General features: G+C 72.4%; 13 protein-coding genes. All 13 read right to left on the reverse strand.

What is annotated here, in order from left to right; all coding sequences use genetic code 11:
- Positions 1–3: 3 nt before the first annotated feature.
- The 13 genes from AMK26_RS13260 to AMK26_RS13320 all read right to left on the reverse strand — a co-directional run bounded on the left by AMK26_RS13260 (position 4) and on the right by AMK26_RS13320 (position 17729).
- The gene (locus AMK26_RS13260; protein WP_073754822.1) at positions 4–1392 is read right to left on the reverse strand and encodes a nucleotide pyrophosphatase/phosphodiesterase family protein; all 1389 of its coding nucleotides are present in this window, start codon (positions 1390–1392) and stop codon (positions 4–6) included.
- On the reverse strand, positions 1389–2558 hold the full coding sequence (eboE, locus tag AMK26_RS13265) for a metabolite traffic protein EboE (RefSeq protein WP_073754823.1): 1170 nt from the start codon (positions 2556–2558) through the stop codon (positions 1389–1391). Before eboE ends, AMK26_RS13260 begins: the two co-directional genes overlap by 4 nt.
- A 12-nt stretch (positions 2559–2570) precedes the next feature.
- Positions 2571–3419: a TatD family hydrolase gene (locus tag AMK26_RS13270; RefSeq protein WP_073754824.1), complete on the reverse strand. Its 849-nt coding sequence runs from the start codon at positions 3417–3419 to the stop codon at positions 2571–2573.
- The gene (locus AMK26_RS13275; RefSeq protein ID WP_073754825.1) at positions 3419–4039 is read right to left on the reverse strand and encodes an EboA domain-containing protein; all 621 of its coding nucleotides are present in this window, start codon (positions 4037–4039) and stop codon (positions 3419–3421) included. The genes AMK26_RS13270 and AMK26_RS13275 overlap by 1 nt, the downstream gene beginning before the upstream one ends.
- Complete coding sequence (locus AMK26_RS13280) at positions 4036–4941, reverse strand: sugar phosphate isomerase/epimerase family protein (protein WP_073754826.1); 906 nt, start codon at positions 4939–4941, stop codon at positions 4036–4038. The genes AMK26_RS13275 and AMK26_RS13280 overlap by 4 nt, the downstream gene beginning before the upstream one ends.
- Positions 4938–6416 (reverse strand): SCO3242 family prenyltransferase, encoded by a 1479-nt coding sequence (locus AMK26_RS13285; protein ID WP_079277574.1) that lies wholly within the window; start codon positions 6414–6416, stop codon positions 4938–4940. Before AMK26_RS13285 ends, AMK26_RS13280 begins: the two co-directional genes overlap by 4 nt.
- A complete protein-coding gene (locus tag AMK26_RS13290) occupies positions 6413–7528 on the reverse strand; it encodes an inositol-3-phosphate synthase (protein ID WP_073754827.1) in 1116 nt (371 codons plus the stop codon). Before AMK26_RS13290 ends, AMK26_RS13285 begins: the two co-directional genes overlap by 4 nt.
- Positions 7529–7602: 74 nt before the next feature.
- The gene (locus tag AMK26_RS13295; RefSeq protein WP_073754828.1) at positions 7603–11289 is read right to left on the reverse strand and encodes a ThuA domain-containing protein; all 3687 of its coding nucleotides are present in this window, start codon (positions 11287–11289) and stop codon (positions 7603–7605) included.
- Positions 11290–11628: 339 nt separating this feature from the next.
- On the reverse strand, positions 11629–12633 hold the full coding sequence (locus tag AMK26_RS13300) for a sugar phosphate isomerase/epimerase family protein (protein WP_073754829.1): 1005 nt from the start codon (positions 12631–12633) through the stop codon (positions 11629–11631).
- Positions 12634–12643: 10 nt separating this feature from the next.
- Positions 12644–13924, reverse strand: coding sequence for a Gfo/Idh/MocA family protein (locus tag AMK26_RS13305; protein ID WP_073755480.1), 1281 nt, complete (start codon positions 13922–13924; stop codon positions 12644–12646).
- 170 nt (positions 13925–14094) lie between these two features.
- Positions 14095–15132 (reverse strand): substrate-binding domain-containing protein, encoded by a 1038-nt coding sequence (locus tag AMK26_RS13310; RefSeq protein WP_073754830.1) that lies wholly within the window; start codon positions 15130–15132, stop codon positions 14095–14097.
- A 54-nt stretch (positions 15133–15186) separates the two neighbouring features.
- The gene (locus AMK26_RS13315; protein WP_073754831.1) at positions 15187–16212 is read right to left on the reverse strand and encodes an ABC transporter permease; all 1026 of its coding nucleotides are present in this window, start codon (positions 16210–16212) and stop codon (positions 15187–15189) included.
- A complete protein-coding gene (locus tag AMK26_RS13320) occupies positions 16209–17729 on the reverse strand; it encodes a sugar ABC transporter ATP-binding protein (RefSeq protein WP_073754832.1) in 1521 nt (506 codons plus the stop codon). Before AMK26_RS13320 ends, AMK26_RS13315 begins: the two co-directional genes overlap by 4 nt.
- Positions 17730–17792: the final 63 nt, after the last annotated feature.

A 17792-nucleotide genomic window follows, 5' to 3' on the forward strand; every position in this document is an offset into this window, starting at 1 on the left:
AAATCAGTGGAGACCGGCGAGTTGAAGCAGCAGGGACTTCACATCGGTGGCCGCGACGCGGCCCGAAACTGCGCGGGGGGTGGAGCACACGATGAGCGGACCTTCGTCATCGCTCATGGGGAGGCGGCCATGGCTGCCGCGAATAGGTGAGGGGTCCAGGGGCACGACCGCCAGGCGGTAACGCATGCCCAGCTTCTTGCGGGCGATCGCCGTGGCCGCCTTGAGGCGTACGTAGGGGTCGAGGGGGTCCATGAACAGCTCGACGGGGTCGTAGCCGGGTTTGCGGTGGATCTCGACGAGCTGGGCGAAGTCGGGCGCGCGCGCGTCGTCGAGCCAGTAGTAGTACGTGAACCAGGCGTCGGGTTCGGCGAGGGCGACGAGCTCGCCCGAGCGGGGGTGGTCGAGGCCGTGGGCCTTCTTGCCCTCGTCGTCGAGGAGCGTCTCGATGCCGGGTACGCCAGTGAGGGCTTCGCGCGTGGCGGCCATGTTCCGGGGGTCTTCGGGGCGTCGGACGTAGATGTGGGCGATCTGGTGGTCGGCGACGGCGAAGGCCCGGGAGGCCATGGGGTCGAGGTACTCCATACCGTCCTGGGTGTGGACCTCGAGCAGGCCGGCGCGGCGCAGGGCGCGGTTGATGTCGACGTGCCGGTTCACGCGGGTGATGCCGTATTCGGACAGGGCGACGACGGTGCGGCCTTCGGCCTTCGCGTCGTCGAGGAGGGGGGCCATGGCCGCGTCGAGGTCGGCGGCGGCCCGGTGGGCGCGTGGGTCGTCGGGGCCGTAGCGCTGGAGGTCGTAGTCGAGGTGCGGGAGGTAACACAGGGCGAGGTCGGGGGTGCGGGTGCGGAGGATGTGGCGGGTGGCGTCGACGATCCACTGGCTGGATACGAGGTCGGCGCCGGGTCCCCAGAAGTGGAAGAGGGGAAATGTGCCGAATTTCTCGGTGAGTTCGTCGTGCAGGGCCGGGGGCCGGGTGTAGCAGTCGGGTTCCTTGCGGCCGTCGGCGTAGTAGACGGGACGGGGGGTGACGGTGATGTCGGTGTCGGCGCCCATGGCGTACCACCAGCAGATATTGGCGACGGTGTAGCCGGGGTGGGCGCGACGGGCCGCGTCCCAGAGTTTGTCGCCGGAGACCAGTCCGTTGTGCTGGCGCCACAGCAGGACGTCGCCGAGTTCGCGGAAGTACCAGCCGTTGCCGACGATGCCGTGTTCGGCGGGGAGGGTGCCGGTGAGGAAGGTGGACTGGGCGGCGCAGGTGACGGCGGGCAGGACGGTGCCGAGCGGGGCGTGGGAGCCGGACCGGGCGAGCCGCTTGAGGCGGGGCATGTGGTCGAGGAGCTGGGGGGTGAGGCCGACGACGTCCAGGACCAGGAGGGGGGTGGGCCGGTTCATGGGAGTTCCTTGAGGCCGAGGTCGGTGAGGAGGTCGCGGGCGAGGGTGAGTTCGGCGGCGATGCCGTCGGCGAGCCGGCCTCTGGTGCGGGGGCGCAGGTCGGGCGGGAGGGCCTGCCAGGTGTAGGTCTCGACTTCGAGGTGGCGGGTGTGCGGGGCCGGGCCGCCGACGAGCCGGGCCAGGGTGTCGCGGAGTACGGGAAGGGTGGAGGTGAGGGGCGCGGCGGGCGGGCTGTGCAGGGGGACGTGGAAGTGGGCGCGCCAGGGGGCGCCGTCGGGGAGCGTTTCGCCGGCGAGGGCCTCGGCGAGGTCGTCGGTGCCGCGCAGCCCGGCGGCGGTGCGGGTGCGGGTCTGGTGGAGGAAGCGGGGCTCGGCGAAGGCGGCGAGGGCTTCGCGTACGTCGGGGAGGTGAGGGTGTTCGGCGTGGAGGGCCGCGGAGAGCTGGGCCTTGGGGATGGGGATGCCGGCGGCGAGAAGGGCGTCCACGGCGGTGTCCGGGTTCTCGAAGGAGGTGGCGAGGTGGCAGGTGTCGACGCAGATGCCGATACGGGGGCTTGATACGTCGGTGAGCGGGCCGATCGCGTCGGTGGTGGTCTCGATGGTGCATCCCGGCTCGGGTTCGAGGGCGACGCGAACGGACTTGCCGGTGAGTTCCTCGAGGGCGTCCAGGCGCTCGGTGAGGGTGGTCAGTGCGGTGCGGGCGGTGTGGGCCGCGGCGGCGTCGAAGGAGGTGCGCCAGGCGAGGGGGAGGGTGGAGATGGAGCCCTCGGTGACGTCGTCGGGCAGGAGCGCGGCAAGGAGGCGGGCGAGGTCGGTGGTGTGGCCCAGGCGCTCGGGACGGGTCCAGTCCGGTTGGTAGACGCGGTACTTGACCTGTTCGGCGCCGAAGCCCTCGTAGGGGAAGCCGTTGAGCGTGACGACTTCCAGGCCGCGGCGGTCGAGCTCGGCGCGCAGGCCGCGCAGTGCGGCCGGGTCGGTGGTGAGGGCGTGTGCGGCGTCCTTGGCGAGCCAGAGGCCGATGCCGAGGCGGTCGCGGCCGAGGCGTCTGCGGACGGGTTCGCAGTGGTCGCGCAGTTGGGCGAGGACTCCGTCGAGTGTCTCGGCGGGGTGGACGTTGGTGCAGTAGGCGAGGTGGATGGTGGAGCCGTCCGGGTGGCGGAAGCGCATGGCCGGCTCCTCTCATTCCCCGCCGCGGAGGATGGAGTTGCCCTCGTGGAGGGGGCCTGGAGTGGGGAGGTCGAGATGAAGGCGGCCGCTGAGACCGTAGAAGGCGACGGGGTTGCGCCACAGGACCTGGTCGACATCGTCGTCGGTGAACCCGGCGGCGAGCATGGCGTCGGCGACCTTGCGGGTCTTGAGGGGGTCGCTCTTTCCCCAGTCGGCGGCGGAGTTCACCAGGACGCGCTCGGTGCCGTAGGTCTTGAGGACGGCGACCATGCGGTCCTCGTCCATCTTGGTGTCGGGATAGATGGAGAAGCCGAGCCAGGCGCCGCTGTCAGTGGCCTCCTTTACCGTTGTCTCATTGAGGTGGTCGAGCAGGACCCGCTCCGGGGGGAGGTGGGATTCTCGGACGACGTCGATGGTGCGGCGCAGTCCGGCGAGCTTGTCGCGGTGCGGGGTGTGGACGAGGGCGGGCAGGCCGTGGTCGGCGGCGAGCTGCAGCTGGGCGGCCAGTGCGGTGTCCTCGGCGGGAGTCATGGAGTCGTAGCCGATCTCGCCGACGGCGACGACGGAGTCCTTGACGAGATAGCGGGGCAGCGCGTCGAGAACGGGGGTGCAGCGGGGGTCGTTGGCCTCCTTGGGGTTGAGGGCCAGGGTGCAGTGGTGGGCGATGCCGTACTGGGCGGCGCGGAAGGGTTCCCAGCCGAGGAGGGAGTCGAAGTAGTCGAAGAAGCTGGCGGGCGAGGTGCGGGGCTGGCCGAGCCAGAAGGACGGTTCGACGAGGGCGCGTACCCCGGCGTCGTACATCGCCTCGTAGTCGTCCGTGGTGCGGGAGGTCATGTGGATGTGCGGGTCGAAGATGCGCATCAGGACTCCTCCGGGGGGACGGTCAGGGCGAGGACACGGTGGAGGTCGGCGGGGACGGGGCGGCCGGCGGCGGTGCGTTCGGCGGCGTAGTCGGCGAGCATCCGGGCCAGTTCGGCGTCGCCGCGGGCGCGCCGGGGCAGGTCGGTGACGGCGTCGACGGGGACGGCGGTGAAGAGGCACTTGAGGACGGCGTGGCGCCAGGAGTGCGGGTCGAGGTGGGCGGCGGCGTAGGGGCCGACGGCGGCGGCGACCAGCCGGGTGTCGTTGGTGCGCAGGGCGTCCTCGACCAGCGGCAGGGACTCCGGGCCCGGTACGAGTGAGGGGAGGGCGAGCAGGACGGCGCGGCGCTCGGCTGCGGTGCCGTGCTGGTAGAGGCGGGTGAGGGTGTCCGGGTCGGCGCGGGCCTCATGGAGGAGGAGGGTGCGTACGGAGTCGGCGAGTTCCGGTCCGCAGTGGCGGCCGGCGGAGGCGAACCGCAGTTCCCAGCTGGCCGGCACATAGGGGGTCGTCCCCTCGGGCGGGGCGTCGGCGGCGTGGGCGGCCTCGGCGAGGGCCTCGTGCAGCCAGGCGCGGGCGGCGCCGCCGAGCAGGCCGTCCAGTTCCTGGCGGGTCGTCGTCACGGTGCCGGTTCTCCCTTCGTGCCGGTCCGGCTGCGGAGGAACTCGATCGAGGCGCGGGCGAGTTCGGGGCCCGCGTGGGAGTGGCGGGGCAGTTCGACGACCGTCAGGCCCTGGTAGCCGGTGGCGGCGAGGGCTGCCAGGACGGGCGGGAAGTCGATCTCTCCGTCGCCGAACGGGAGGTGTTCGTGGACGCCGCGTCGCATGTCCTCGATCTGGACGTGGCGCAGCCAGGGCGCGGCGTCGCGTACGCAGTCGGCCGGGGATGCCGGCTCGAGGCACTGGCAGTGGCCGATGTCGAGGGTGAGGCCGAGGAGGTGGGGGTCGGGGTGGTCGAGGAGGCGGCGGAGGTGGTGGAAGTCGGCGAGGGTGGCGAGGAGGTGACCGGGTTCGGGTTCGATGGCGAGCGGGACGCGGGCGGTGGCCGCGGCGTCCAGGACGGGGGTGAGTGACTCTTCGAGCCGCTTCCAGGCGGTGGTGGTGTCGGTGGGCGGGACGTCTTCGGGGGCGATGCCGCTGAAGCAGTGCACGGCGTGCGCGCCGAGGTCGGCGGCGACCTGGACGGCGCGGATGAGGAGGCGGGTGCGGGCGGCTCGGCCGTCGGGGTCCGGGTCGAGGAGGGAGGGGCCGTGTTTGCGCCGCGGGTCGAGTACATAGCGGGCGCCGGTCTCGACGGTGACGCCCAGGCCCAGTTCGCCGAGACGTCGGGCGACCAGGGCGGTGCGGGCGGCCAGGTCCGGGGCGAGCGGGTCGAGGTGCATGTGGTCGAGGGTCAGACCGACGCCGTCGTACCCGAGGTCGGCGAGGAGGGCGAGGGCGTCGTCGAGACGGAGGTCGGTGAGGCCGTTGGTGCCGTAGCCGAACCGGAGGGTGGTGGTGCGGGCGGTCGTGTGGGGCTCACTCATGTGGGGCTCACCTTCCGGGCGAGTGCGCGGGCGAGCGGGGCGAGCCCCATGAGGGCGAGTCCGGTTCCGACGGCTCCGCCCCGGGCGGCGAGCGCGGCCTGGAGGGGGATCATGGCGCGGATACCGCCGCCGACGGCGCGTTGGGTGAGGGGCGGTGAGGGGTTGAGCGCGGCGTGGAGGAGGGGGACGGCGGCGGTGCGGAGGTAGGTGGCGGCGAGGGCGGCCGCGGTGACGGCCGAGAGCGGGGGCGGGCCCCCTCGTCCCCCGAGCACCGGGGCAGGGCGCTCTGACCAGCCGCGCCCGGTGTGCGGGGCGTTGTGGGGGCGTGCCGCGAGGGCGCTCAGGGCTGCGGTTGCCGCGAGGGCGCCCAGTGGGGTCGCCGTCCGGCCGCCGTGGGCCTCGTGCCGGGACACCGCGGTGACGGCGTACGTGTGCGCCCCGAGCAGGGCGGCGGACGGCAGGGCCGCGCGTGGGTGCGCGCCGGATGTCGGCCATCCGGGGCGTGGGACGGCCGGCGAGCTGCGGCGGGCCACGTGGCGGGCGACGGCGGTGGGCGGGGCGGTCAGGCCGGGGTGGGTGCTTCGGGCCCCGGTGATGGTCGCGCCCGCCGTACGGGGCGCGCGGGCGGCGGTGGGCGGGGTGGTCCGCCCGGGGCATGGGTGGGCCGTGCGGGGCGCGGCGGACGCGGTGGCGCCGAGGAGGAGGTCCAGGGCGCGGGCCGTGGCCATGGCGGCGGGGGCCGCGCGGGTGTGCTTCAGGCGGAGGTCGTACGCCCAGACGGTCGCGGCCAGGGCGGTCGCGACCGCCAGGGGCGCCCGGCCCGCGCGGGCGGCGAGCGCGAGGCCCATGGCCGTCAGGGCCGCCGAGGCGGCCAGGGCGGCGGGCGGCGCGATGCGGCCCGACGGGAGGGGGCGGTGCGGGCGGTCGACGGCGTCCTCGTCACGGTCGGCCCAGTCGTTGAGCGCCATGCCCGCCTCGTACAGGCAGAGGGAGGAACCGATGGCCAGCATGGTGCGCCGGTTGGGGCGCACACCCACGGCCGCCGCGCCCGCGAGCGCGTCGCCCGGCACCGTGAACAGGGCGGAGACACGCAGGAGTTCCGCCCAGGCTTGTCGCCGCGTACCTCGCGGGCGCTCGGCGGGCGGGGTGTACGCGGCGGGGCGGCCATCGGGGGCGGTGGACGGCAGGGGGCCCGCCCATGTCCGGCGGCGGCCCGGGGCCGGACGCCGCTGCGCCGGCGCTCCCGTGAGCGCGGCGCGTACGCCGGGAGCGGTGCCCGGGAGGAGCGTCACCAGGGCGCTCAGCCGCCGGCGGACCCAGCGCGGACGCCCTGTGCCGATCGCGCGCGACAGGGCGGCGGCGCGGGCCGGGGCGGTCGTGCTGGGCGCGTGGGGGGCTCGCGAGGGGTTCTGGTCCGCGGGGCCGTCGGGAGTGCCGGGCGGTAGCGGGGCGGCGGCGCCGGGGGGCGGGGTCATCGGGCGTCCCGGAGGCGCGTGGCGAAGGAGAGGAGCGCGGCGTATTGGTCGGAGAGGGCCGCCGGGCCGCCGTCGGGGTCCTTGAAGTAGAAGCCGAGTTCGGGGAGGGGGCCGGAGAGGCCGGCTTCGTGGGCGCGGGAGAGGAGGCGGGCCAGGTCCAGGACGAGGGGGGCGGCGAGGGCCGAGTCACAGCCCTGCCAGATGGTCTGGAGGACCATACGGGAGCCGAGGAAGCCGTCGAAGGCGATGTGGTCCCAGGCTGTCTTCCAGTCGCCGAGGGACGGGACGTCGTCGATGTGGACGTCCCCTTCCGGCACCGCGCCGAGGGTGTCGGCCAGCACGCGTTCCTTGCCGGCGTTCTTCGCGGCCGCCGCGGCCGGGTCGGCCAGCGCCGCTCCGTCCCCTCCGCCCAGGAGATTGGTGCCGGACCATGCCCGTACGGACAGGGCGCGCTGCACGAACATCGGGGCGAGTACGGAGCGGAGCAGCGTCTGGCCTGTCTTGCCGTCGCGGCCCGCGTGGGGAAGTCCACAGGCGGCGACGGCGTCGGCGAGGGCCGCGGTGCGCAGCCCGGTGGAGGGGGTGAAGTTGACGTAGGGGCAGCCGGCCCGCAGTGCGGCGGCCGCGTAGAGGGAGCTGGGCGCGAGGCGCGGGTCGTCCGGGCCAGGGGCGGGTTCCGTGGAGGCGACGTTGATCACGACCGTACGGGCGAGACCGTGGCGGCGCGTGAAGCCGGTGATGTCGGAGGTGAAGGACGTGATGAGTTCCTCGTCGGTGCGTGTGTCACCGGGGAGGGGGCCGCCGGGGCGGATCTCCGTGTCGGCGGCGGTGAGTTCGCCGCGTACGGCGGCGGGCAGGCCGTGCGGGAGGACGCCGGCCGCCGCCAGCTCCTCCGCCCGTTTGGGCAGCGGGCACGCCGCGGTGTCGTGCCCGCCGAAGACGAGCGAGGAGAGGGAGGGGAGGCCGGACGCGGCGAACGGCGCGGTTTCGGTGACCATGCCCGTCGGCGGGTGGAGCCCGGCGGCGACCGCCGCGCACCCCGCCACGGCGGTCGTGGCGACGGAGCCGCGCGCCCCGACGAACCAGACCCCGACACGTTGATCAGCACACATGGCCAGCCTCCCTGGGTGTGGTGCGTTGGAGACGGCGGGCGGGGGGTACGGCGCCTCCCCGCCCGCCGCCGGTTCTAGTCCAGCTCCTTGAGCTGGATGTTGCGGAAGGACACCTGGTCGTCGGCTCCGTGGTTCTGGAGGCCGATGTAGCCGTCCTTCAGGCTGCGGACCGGGTCGGTGTTGGTGAAGTCGTTGATCTTCACACCGTTGAGGAAGACCTGGAGGCGTTCCCCTTGGACCCTGATCTCGTAGCTGTTCCACTGCCCCGGCGGACGGAGGACCTGGTCACGGGCCTTGATGTCCGCCGATCTGAAGCCGTACACGGCTCCGGTCGTGCGGTCGGCGGCATCGGTGGCGTCGATCTGGATCTCGTAGCCGTTGTTCACGGCCGACCAGGGGTCGTCGGACGCCGGGAACCCGACGAAGACACCGGAGTTGTCGTCGCCCGCCATCTTCCAGTCCAGCTTCAGCGAGTACGACGAGAGCTCCTTCACCTGGTACCAGAGCATCCCCATACCGCCCTCGGTGCGCAGCTCACCGTCCACGACGGTGAACCTCCCCGGTCCGGCCTGCTTCCAGCCATCCAGGGTGTGGCCGTTGAAGAGGGGGCGGTACCCGGTCTGGGGCCTGCAGTCGGCCTTCACCTGACCGGTGGCGTAGCGGAGGCCGCCCAGGAGGTGCTGCCGGAAGGCGGGTTCGGCGTAGGACGCGGCCGTGTGGCCGCCTCCGGTGTAGAAGGCGCGCCCGCCCTCGTACGGCCGGCACCAGGCGATCGGGTGGTCGCCCTTCATCGTGCCGCCCTGGTAGGTGGTTTCGTCGAGGGTGGCGAGGACGCGGGCCTGACCGCGCGGGTTGGTGCGGTAGTTGTACCACTCGTCCGTGCGCTCCCAGGCCGCGGGAACGTCCTTCATCGCCGGGTGCTGGTGGTCCTCGACGCGCACGGTGGCGGGCTGGATGTGCGGGTGGGAGGCGAAGTGGGCGCCGACGAGGCCGCCGTAGAACTCCCAGTCGTACTCGGTGTCGGCGGCCGCGTGGACACCCACGTAGCCGCCGCCCGTGGCGACGTAGTTCTCGAACGCCTTCTGCTGCTCGTCGTCGAGTACGTCACCGGTTGTCGACAGGAACACCACCGCGTCGTACCGGGCCAGGTTGTTGGTGGTGAACTGGGCGGCGGTCTCCGTGGCGTCGACCGTGATGTTGGCGGCCGCCCCCAGCTCCTTGAGGGCCGCGATGCCGGCCGGGATGGAGTCGTGCCGGAAGCCGGCCGTCTTGGAGAAGACCAGCACCCGCTTGGCGGTCCGGTCGACGGGCGTGTTCGACAGCTCGAAGTCGTCGACGTCGTACAGGGCGCCCGCCCCGCCCTTGAAGACCAGGAACAGCTCGGTGGTCCGCTTCGGTACGGCCCGCAGCGGGACGTCGATGTCCTGGAACGTCTCCCAGCCGCCCGTCACCGGTACCGGGGCGGACCCCAGCAGCGTGCCGGTCGCCGATCCGGTGCGTACTTCCAGGAAGCCGCCCGCGCCACCCGAGGAGATCCGGGCGGTGAGCTTCGTCGATCCGGTCAGGTTGTAGGGCGTGAAGGAGATCCAGTCGCCGTTGTCGATGTCGCCGACCGTCTTGCCGCCGTGCGCGGTCGCCTTGTCGTACGTACGGATCCCGGACTGCGACGAGAAGTGCTCGGCCTGCCGGTGGCGCGGCTGGAGCAGCGCCTGGTCGTGGCTGGTCAGCGCGGCCTGGCCGCCGCCCCCGCCGTCCGTGTACTCGGCGTCGAAGACCCCGAAGATGTTGGCGTTCGGGTCGTGCCCGCCGTCCGCCGACGTCTTGATGGTGCCCGAGCATCCGTTCGCCGAGGTCACCGGGTGGCCGTGGCTGTCATGGCCGAGGATGTAGGTGACCTTGACCTTGGCGCAGTCGATCGTGCCGTCCTCCGGGTCGGTGACGGTCACCTTGAACGGGATCTCGTCGCCGAAGCTGAACAGCGCTCCGTTCGCCGGCAGGTCGAGCGTCACCTTGGGCGCGGTGTTGCCGACGACCACGTGCACGCTGGCGGAGCCGGTGCGGCCCGACGGGTCGCGTGCGGTGACGGTCGCGGTGTAGGTGCCGTTCTTCTTGTACGTGTACGTGGGGTTGGCGGCCGTGGAGGTGCCCCCGTCGCCGAAGTCCCAGCTGTACGTGAGGGCGTCGCCGTCGGCGTCCGTCGTGCCCGCCGACGAGAAGGCGACCCGCAGCGGCGCCTTGCCGGACGTCTTGTTTGCGGACGCCTCGGCGACCGGCGAGAAGCCGCCGGTGGCGTTCTCGATCCGGTAGAGGCCGGAGTTCTCGTCGCCGCCGAACCAGGCGGTGCCGTAGTCGAGGACGTACAGCGCCCCGTCCGGGCCGAAGGCCATGTCCATCACCTGCGTGCCGGTCCACGGCACCGGGTTGATGGACTGCACAACCCCGTCGGTACCATGTTCGATCCGCTTGATCCAGCGCCGCCCGAACTCACCGGCGAAGAAGTCACCGTCGTACGCCTCCGGGAACTTGACCGGCGACGGGTTATCGGCGTCGTACCGGTACACCGGTCCGCCCATCGGCGACTCCGAACCGGAACCGAACTCGGGCACGGACCCGCCGTCGTACGGGATCCAGGCGGGCTCGGACGGCGGCAGGTCGACCAGGCCCGTGTTGTGCGGGGAGTCGTTCTTGAGCGCCGCGCAGTCGAAGGTCGCGCCGGAGGTCCTGGTGGCGAAGTCGTAGTCGACGTACGGCTCGTTGTTCCCGACGCAGAACGGCCAGCCGAAGTTCCCCGGCTTGGTCACGCGCGCGAACTCGACCTGACCGGCGGGGCCGCGCTTGGGGTCGGCCGCGCCCGCGTCGGGCCCGTAGTCACCGACGTACAGCACGCCCGTCTTCTTGTCGACGCTGAAGCGGAACGGGTTGCGGAAGCCCATCGCGTAGATCTCGGGCCGCGTCTTGGCCGTGCCGGGCGCGAAGAGGTTGCCGTCGGGGATCGTGTACGAGCCGTCGTCGGCGACCTTGATGCGCAGGATCTTGCCGCGCAGGTCGTTGGTGTTGCCGGACGTCCGGCGGGCGTCGTACGCGGGGTTGCGGGTGGGCCGCTCGTCGATCGGGGTGTAGCCGTCGGAGGCGAACGGGTTGGAGTCGTCGCCCGTCGACAGGTACAGGTTGCCCTGCGCGTCGAAGTCGATGTCGCCGCCTACGTGGCAGCAGATGCCGCGCGTCGCGGGGATGTCGATGACCTTTTTCTCGCTGGCGTTGTCGAGGGTGCCGTCCGCCTTCAGCACGAACCGCGAGAGCCGGTTGACGCCGTCGTACTTCGCGAAGTCGGCGGCCGTCCCGTCGCTCGGCGCGTCCCCGGCCGGGGTGTCGAGCGGGGGCGCGTAGTACAGGAAGATGGCCCTGTTCTGCGCGAAGCCGGGGTCGAGGGCGATGCCCTGGAGGCCCTCCTCGTCGTGGGAGTAGACCGGGACGGTGCCGATGACGCGGGTGTTGCCGGCGGCGTCGGTACGCCGCAGCTCGCCGTTGCGCGAGGTGTGCAGCACGCTGCGGTCGGGCAGCACGGCCAGCGACATCGGTTCGCCGACCTCCTCGCCGCCCTTGGCGAGGGTGACCTGCTGGAACTGTTCCTCGGCCGCCGTGGGCGACGGCGCCTCGGCCGCCGCGCCCGGTGGGGCTCCGAGGGCGAACGACGTCATGGCGAGTACGCCGCCGGTCAGAAGTGCGAGCGCGTTGCGTGCTCCGAGCCGTTTTCTGTGCACGAGTGTCCTCCGGAGAAGGCCGGGGTACGGGCTGTTGCCTCGATCGGGCGGCTCGGCGGGGAGTGCCCCCGCCGGAAGCCGCGCCGGGATGTCCGGGGACCGGCGTGCGCCGTCACGCTGGTCGTTGGTCGGAAGTGGGTTCACGCCCTGCTGTGCTCGTGTCCTGTACACCTCAGGGCCGTACACGGAAGGGACGTTAGCCGGGTTGGTCGTGCGCCGAAAGCCCTTGCGCGTGACCGGAATCGCACTTTTTCCCGGCACTGGACAAAGCCGGGGCAGGCAGGCCGGACCGTCCGGTGGCGGCGACCGCCACCGGCCCGGGGACCTGCCCTGATGCCCCTACTCGGAGCCGCCGAACGCGGCGTCGAACGAGGCGGCGGGCGGGTCGAAGTCGTACCGCTTCAGCGTGGCAAGCGCTTCCGGAGCGCCGGTCAGCCGGTCCATGCCGGCGTCCTCCCACTCCACCGACACCGGCCCGTCGTAACCGATCGAGCGCAGCATCCGGAACACATCCTCCCACGGCACGTCCCCGTGCCCGGCCGACACGAAGTCCCAGCCGCGCCGGGGATCGCCCCACGGCAGGTGCGAGCCGAGCCGGCCGTTGCGGCCGTCGAGCCGGCGCCGAGCCTCCTTGCAGTCCACGTGGTAGATCCGGTCGCGGAAGTCGTACAGGAACCCGACCGGGTCCAGGTCCTGCCACACGAAGTGGCTCGGGTCGAAGTTGAGCCCGAAGGCCGGACGCCGGTCCACCGCCTCCAGGGCCCGCTGCGTGGTCCAGTAGTCGTACGCGATCTCGCTCGGGTGGACCTCGTGGGCGAACCGCACGCCCTCCACGTCGAACACGTCCAGGATCGGGTTCCACCGGTCGGCGAAGTCCTCGTACCCACGCTCGATCATCCGCTCCGGCACCGGCGGGAACATGGCCACCAGGTGCCAGATGGACGACCCGGTGAACCCGATGACCGTGCGTACGCCAAAGGCGGCGGCCGCCCGCGCGGTGTCCGCGAGCTCCCGCGCGGCCCGCTGCCGTACGCCCTCGGGGTCGCCGTCGCCCCAGATCCGCCCCGGCACGATCGCCTGGTGCCGCTCGTCGATGGGGTGGTCGCAGACGGCCTGGCCGACCAGGTGGTTGGAGATGGCCCAGCATTTCAGCCCGTACTTGTCGAGCAGCGCCCGCCGCCCGTCCAGGTACGAGGGATCGGCCAGCGCCTTGTCGACCTCGAAGTGGTCCCCCCAGCAGGCGAGTTCGAGCCCGTCGTAGCCGAAGTCACGGGCGAGGCGGCAGACCTCCTCCAGCGGCAGGTCGGCCCACTGGCCGGTGAAGAGGGTGAAGGGACGTGGCATCACATACCTCCTACAGCGGTACGGGGGTGTAGACGGCGTTCTTCTCGGCGCTCTCCTCCACGGCCGCCAGCACGCGCTGCACCCGCAGCCCGTCCGCGAAGGAGGGCGCCGGCTCGGTGCCGGAGGCGATGGCGTGGACCAGGTCACGCGCCTGGTGGGCGAAGGTGTGCTCGTAGCCGAGGGCGTGGCCGGGCGGCCACCACGCCTCCAGGTAGGGGTGGTCCGGCTCGGTGACGAGGATCCGCCGGAAGCCGGCCGACTCCGCCGGATCGCTCCCGTCGTAGAACGAGAGCTCGTTGAGCCGTTCCAGGTCGAAGGCGAGCGAGCCGCGCTCCCCGTTGATCTCCAGCCGCAGCGCGTTCTTGCGGCCCGCGGCCATCCGCGTCGCCTCGAACGACACCAGCGCGCCCGACGCCAGCCGCCCGGTGAACAGCGCCGCGTCGTCCACCGTCACGGGCCCGCGCTCGGCGCCCCCCGACGCCGAGAGCCCCGCGGACGCCGACAGCCCCCCGGACGCCGGCAACCCCGCGGACGCCGGCGGCTCCGTGGACTCCGCCGGCCCCGCGGACGCCGCGAGCAGCCCCGCCGGCGCCGGGAGCCCGGCCGACGCGCCCGAGAGCCCGGCCGACGCCCCCGCGAGCAGCGGCCGTTCGCGTACGAAGGTCTCGATGAGCGCCGACACCCCCACGAGCGGCTCCCCCGCCAGGTACTGCGCGAGGTCCACGATGTGCGCGCCCAGGTCCCCCAGCGCGCCCGACCCCGCGTGCGCGCGCTGAAGCCGCCAGGTGAGCGGGAAGTCCGGGTCGACCAGCCAGTCCTGGAGGTACGTCACCCGTACGTGGCGCAGCGCGCCCAGCCGCCCCTCTTCGATGAGGCCGCGCGCGTACGTCATCGCGGGCACGCGCCGGTAGTTGAAGCCGACCATGGCGACCCGGCCGCGTGCCCGGGCCCGCTCGGCGGCCGCGACCATGGCCTCCGCCTCGGCGACCGTGTTGGCGAGGGGCTTCTCGCACAGCACGTGCTTGCCCGCCTCCAGGGCGGCGATGGCGATCTCCGCATGGCTGTCGCCCGGGGTGCAGATGTCCACCACGTCCACGTCGTCGCGCGCGACGAGGTCCCGCCAGTCGGTCTCGGCGGCGGCCCAGCCGTGCCTGTCCGCGGCCGCCCGCACGGCGGCGGCGTCGCGTCCGCAGACGGCGGCGAGCACCGGCCGCAGCGGCAGGTCGAAGACGCGGCCGACGGTGCGCCAGCCCTGTGAGTGGGCGGCGCCCATGAACGCGTACCCGACCATGCCGATGCCGATCGTCCGCTCGCCGATCGTCCGCTCGCCGCTGGTCCGCTCGCCGGTCGTCCGTTCGCCGCTGGTCCGTTCGCCGGTCGTCCGTTCGCCGCTGGTCCGTTCCTGCTGCGCCATACGGGTTCCTCCTCGTCGGTTGCTCGGTGGGGGCGGGCAGAGCCGCGTCAGCTGAAGCCCGTCGGCAGGTACTCGTCCACGTTCTCCTTGGTCACCACGGCGGAGTACAGGGTGACCGACGCCGGGATCTCCAGCTCCGACATGCCGCTGACGCCCTTCTTCTGGCCCAGCGCCCGGGCCAGGTCGATGGCGGTGGCCGCCATGGTCGGCGGGTAGAGCACGGTCGCCTTGAGCACGCTGTTGTCGGCCTTGATGGCGTCCATCGCCGACTTGGCGCCCGCCCCGCCCACCATCAGGAATTCGCTGCGGCCGGCCTGCTGAATGGCCCGCAGCGCGCCCACGCCCTGGTCGTCGTCGTGGTTCCACAGCGCGTCGAACGTCCCCTGTGCCTGGAGGAGCTGCGCCATCTTCGCCTGGCCGGACTCGACGGTGAACTCGGCGGCCTGGCGGGCCACCTTCTTGATGTTGGGGTAGTTCTTCAGCGCGTCGTCGAAGCCCTGGGTGCGCTGCTTGGTGAGCTCCAGGTTGTCCATGCCCGCCAGTTCGACGACCTTCGCGTTGGGCTTGTCCTTGAGCCGCTCACCGATGAAGCGGCCGGCGTTGAGGCCCATGCCGTAGTTGTCGCCGCCGATCCAGCAGCGGTACGCCTGCGGGGACGCGAAGATCCGGTCGAGGTTGATCACCGGGATGCCGGCCTTCATGGCCTGGAGGCCGACCTGGGTGAGGGCCTTGCCGTCGGCCGGGAGGATCACCAGCACGTCGACCTTCTTGTTGATCAGGGTTTGGATCTGGCCGATCTGGACGGCGGTGTCGTTCGATCCCTCGGTGATCTCCAGGGTCACCTCGGAGTACTTCTCCGCCCGTTGCTTGGCGTTGACGTTGATGGCATTGAGCCAGCCGTGGTCGGCCTGCGGTCCGGCGAAGCCGATGGTCACCGGGGTGCCGGGCTTGTCGTCGGCGGCCGGGACGTTGTTGGTGGCGGGGGTGGAGTTCTTGGGTTCGTTGCTGGTGCAGGCGGTCAGCAGCGCGCCGGCGGAGACGGCGGCGGTGCCGAACAGCAGACCTCTGCGGCTGGTTTCTGGCATGGCGGGGGAACCCTTCCGGTCGGGACACACAGGCGGGGAACGCAAGCGAGGGCGTCAGGCCTCGCCCGAGCCGCGTGCGGTGCGGCGCTGGACGAGGACGGCGGCGACGATGATCGCGCCCTTGGCGATCTGCTGGACGTCGCTCTGCAGGTTGTTCAGGGCGAAGATGTTGGTGATCGTGGTGAAGACGAGGACGCCGAGTACGGAGCCGACGATGGTGCCGCGTCCGCCGCTGAGCAGCGTGCCGCCGATGATCGCGGCGGCGATCGCGTCGAGTTCGTACAGGTTGCCGTTGGTGTTCTGGCCGGAGCCCGCCAGGACGATCAGGAGGAAGGCCGCGATGCCGCAGCACAGCCCGGACAGCAGGTAGAGGTAGAGGCGCTGGCGGCGGACGTCGATGCCGGCGAGCCGCGCGGCCTCCGCGTTGCCGCCGACGGCGACGGTGCGGCGCCCGAAGGTGGTGCGGTTCAGCAGCAGCCAGCCGATGACGGTGACGGCGGCGAAGACCAGGACCAGCGGCGGTACGCCGAGGATGTACGCGTCGGGGACGCCGAGGTCGAGGACCGACTGGACGGTGACGATCTGGGTCTTGCCGTCGGTGATCTGGAGGGCGAGGCCCCGCGCCGAGGCGAGCATGGCCAGCGTCGCGATGAAGGGGACCATCCCGCCGTACGCGATGAGCACGCCGTTCACCAGGCCGCAGCCCAGGCCGACCACGACGGCCGTGAAGAGGATGCCGGCGAAGCCGTACTCCTGGGTGGCGACGGTGGTCGCCCACACGGACGCCAAGGCGACGATCGCGCCGACCGACAGGTCGATGCCGCCGCTGGTGATGACGAACGTCATGCCGACGGTGACGACCCCGATGACGGACGCCTGGGTCAGGACGAGTTGGAGATTGTTGGTGTCGAGGAACTGGTCCGGCTTGGTGATGCCGCCGACCGCGATAAGCACGGCGAGGACACCCAGCAGGGAGAGGTTGCGGACATCGGCCCGCAGCCCCAGGGTCGGTCGCCCACCGGCTTTGCCGACGGGTGGTTCGGCGGTCGTGACGGGCGCGGGCGGCGCGGGCTGCGTCATGACGTCGGGCTCCCTTCCATCACAAGGTCGAGTACGCGGTGCTCGTCGAGCTCCCGGGCGGGCGCCGTGTGGACGACGTGGCCCTCCCGGAGCACCAGCACCCGGTCGGCGAGGCCCAGCACTTCGGGGACCTCGCTGGAGACGAGCAGGACGGCGAGCCCCTCGTCGGCGAGGCGGCGGATCACGGCGTACAACTCGGCGCGGGCGCCGACGTCGACGCCGCGCGTCGGCTCGTCGAGGAGCAGGACGCGGCAGCCGCGCAGCAGCCAGCGGGCGAGGACGGCCTTTTGCTGGTTGCCGCCGGAGAGGGTGCGGATACGGGCGTCGGGGTTGTCGGGGCGCAGCGACAGTTCGCGGGTGGCGGTGCGGGCGGCGGCGCGCTCCGCCGTACGGTCGAGCCAGCCGGCGCGCGAGAAGCGGGCCAGGGACGACACGGAGACGTTGCGGGCCACGGATTCGAGCATCAGCAGGCCCTGCGCCTTGCGCTCCTCGGGGGCGAGGCCCAGTCCGGCGCGGACGGCGGCGCGGACGCTGCCGGGGCGCAGGGGTCGGCCGTCGACGAGGACGCGTCCGGCGGTGGGGCGGCGGGCTCCGTAGATGGTCTCCAGGATCTCGGAGCGTCCGGAGCCGACGAGTCCGGCGAGGCCGACGATCTCGCCGGGCCGCAGTTCGAGGTCGACCGGCGCGAACTCGCCCTCGCGTGCGAGGCCTTCGACCTTCAGTACGGGGGCGTCGCCGATCAACCGGTCGGTGCGCTCGGGGAAGACGTACTCGACGTTCCGGCCGGTCATCATGGCAACGATGTCGCGTGTCGGTGTGTCCTTGGCGGGCAGCCCCCCGGCGACGGCCCGCCCGTCCTTCAGTACGGTCACGCGGTCGCCGATGCGGCGGATCTCCTCCAGGCGGTGGGAGATGTAGACGACGGCGACCCCGTCGGCGGTGAGGTCGGCGACGATCCGGAAGAGGTTGGCGGTCTCGTCCGGGTCGAGGGCGGCGGACGGCTCGTCCATGACGATGAGGCGTACGTCGTGGGAGAGCGCGCGGGCCATGGAGACGATCTGCTGCTGGGCGGCGGACAGGTCGCCGACCGGCCGGGCGGGGTCGATCTCGGGGTGGCCGAGGCGGCGCAGCAGGGCGGCGGTGGTGGTACGGGCGCTCCGGCCACGTACGACGAAGCCTGCGGTGGTGGGCTCATGGCCGAGGAAGACGTTCTCGGCGACCGACAGCCCTTCCACCAGGTCCAGTTCCTGGTAGATGGTGGCGATGCCGAGGCGCATGGCGGCGATGGGCGACTTGAGCGTGACCCGTTCGCCCCGCCAGGTGATGGTGCCGTCGTCGGGCTGGTGGGCGCCGGCGAGGACCTTGATGAGGGTGGACTTCCCGGCGCCGTTCTGGCCGAGGAGGCAGTGGACCTCACCGGGCCGGACCTCCAGGTCGACGCCGTCGAGGGCGCGCACGCCGGGGAACGACTTGGTGATGCCGGACATGGTGAGCAGGGGTGGTTCTGGTGTTGCCATGACGAATCCCCTCGGCGGGCGGGTGCGGTGCCGGTGAGCGGGCAGGGCGAGGTACCAGGTGCG

The organism is Streptomyces sp. CB03234 (genome assembly GCF_001905885.1).
Classification (GTDB): domain Bacteria; phylum Actinomycetota; class Actinomycetes; order Streptomycetales; family Streptomycetaceae; genus Streptomyces.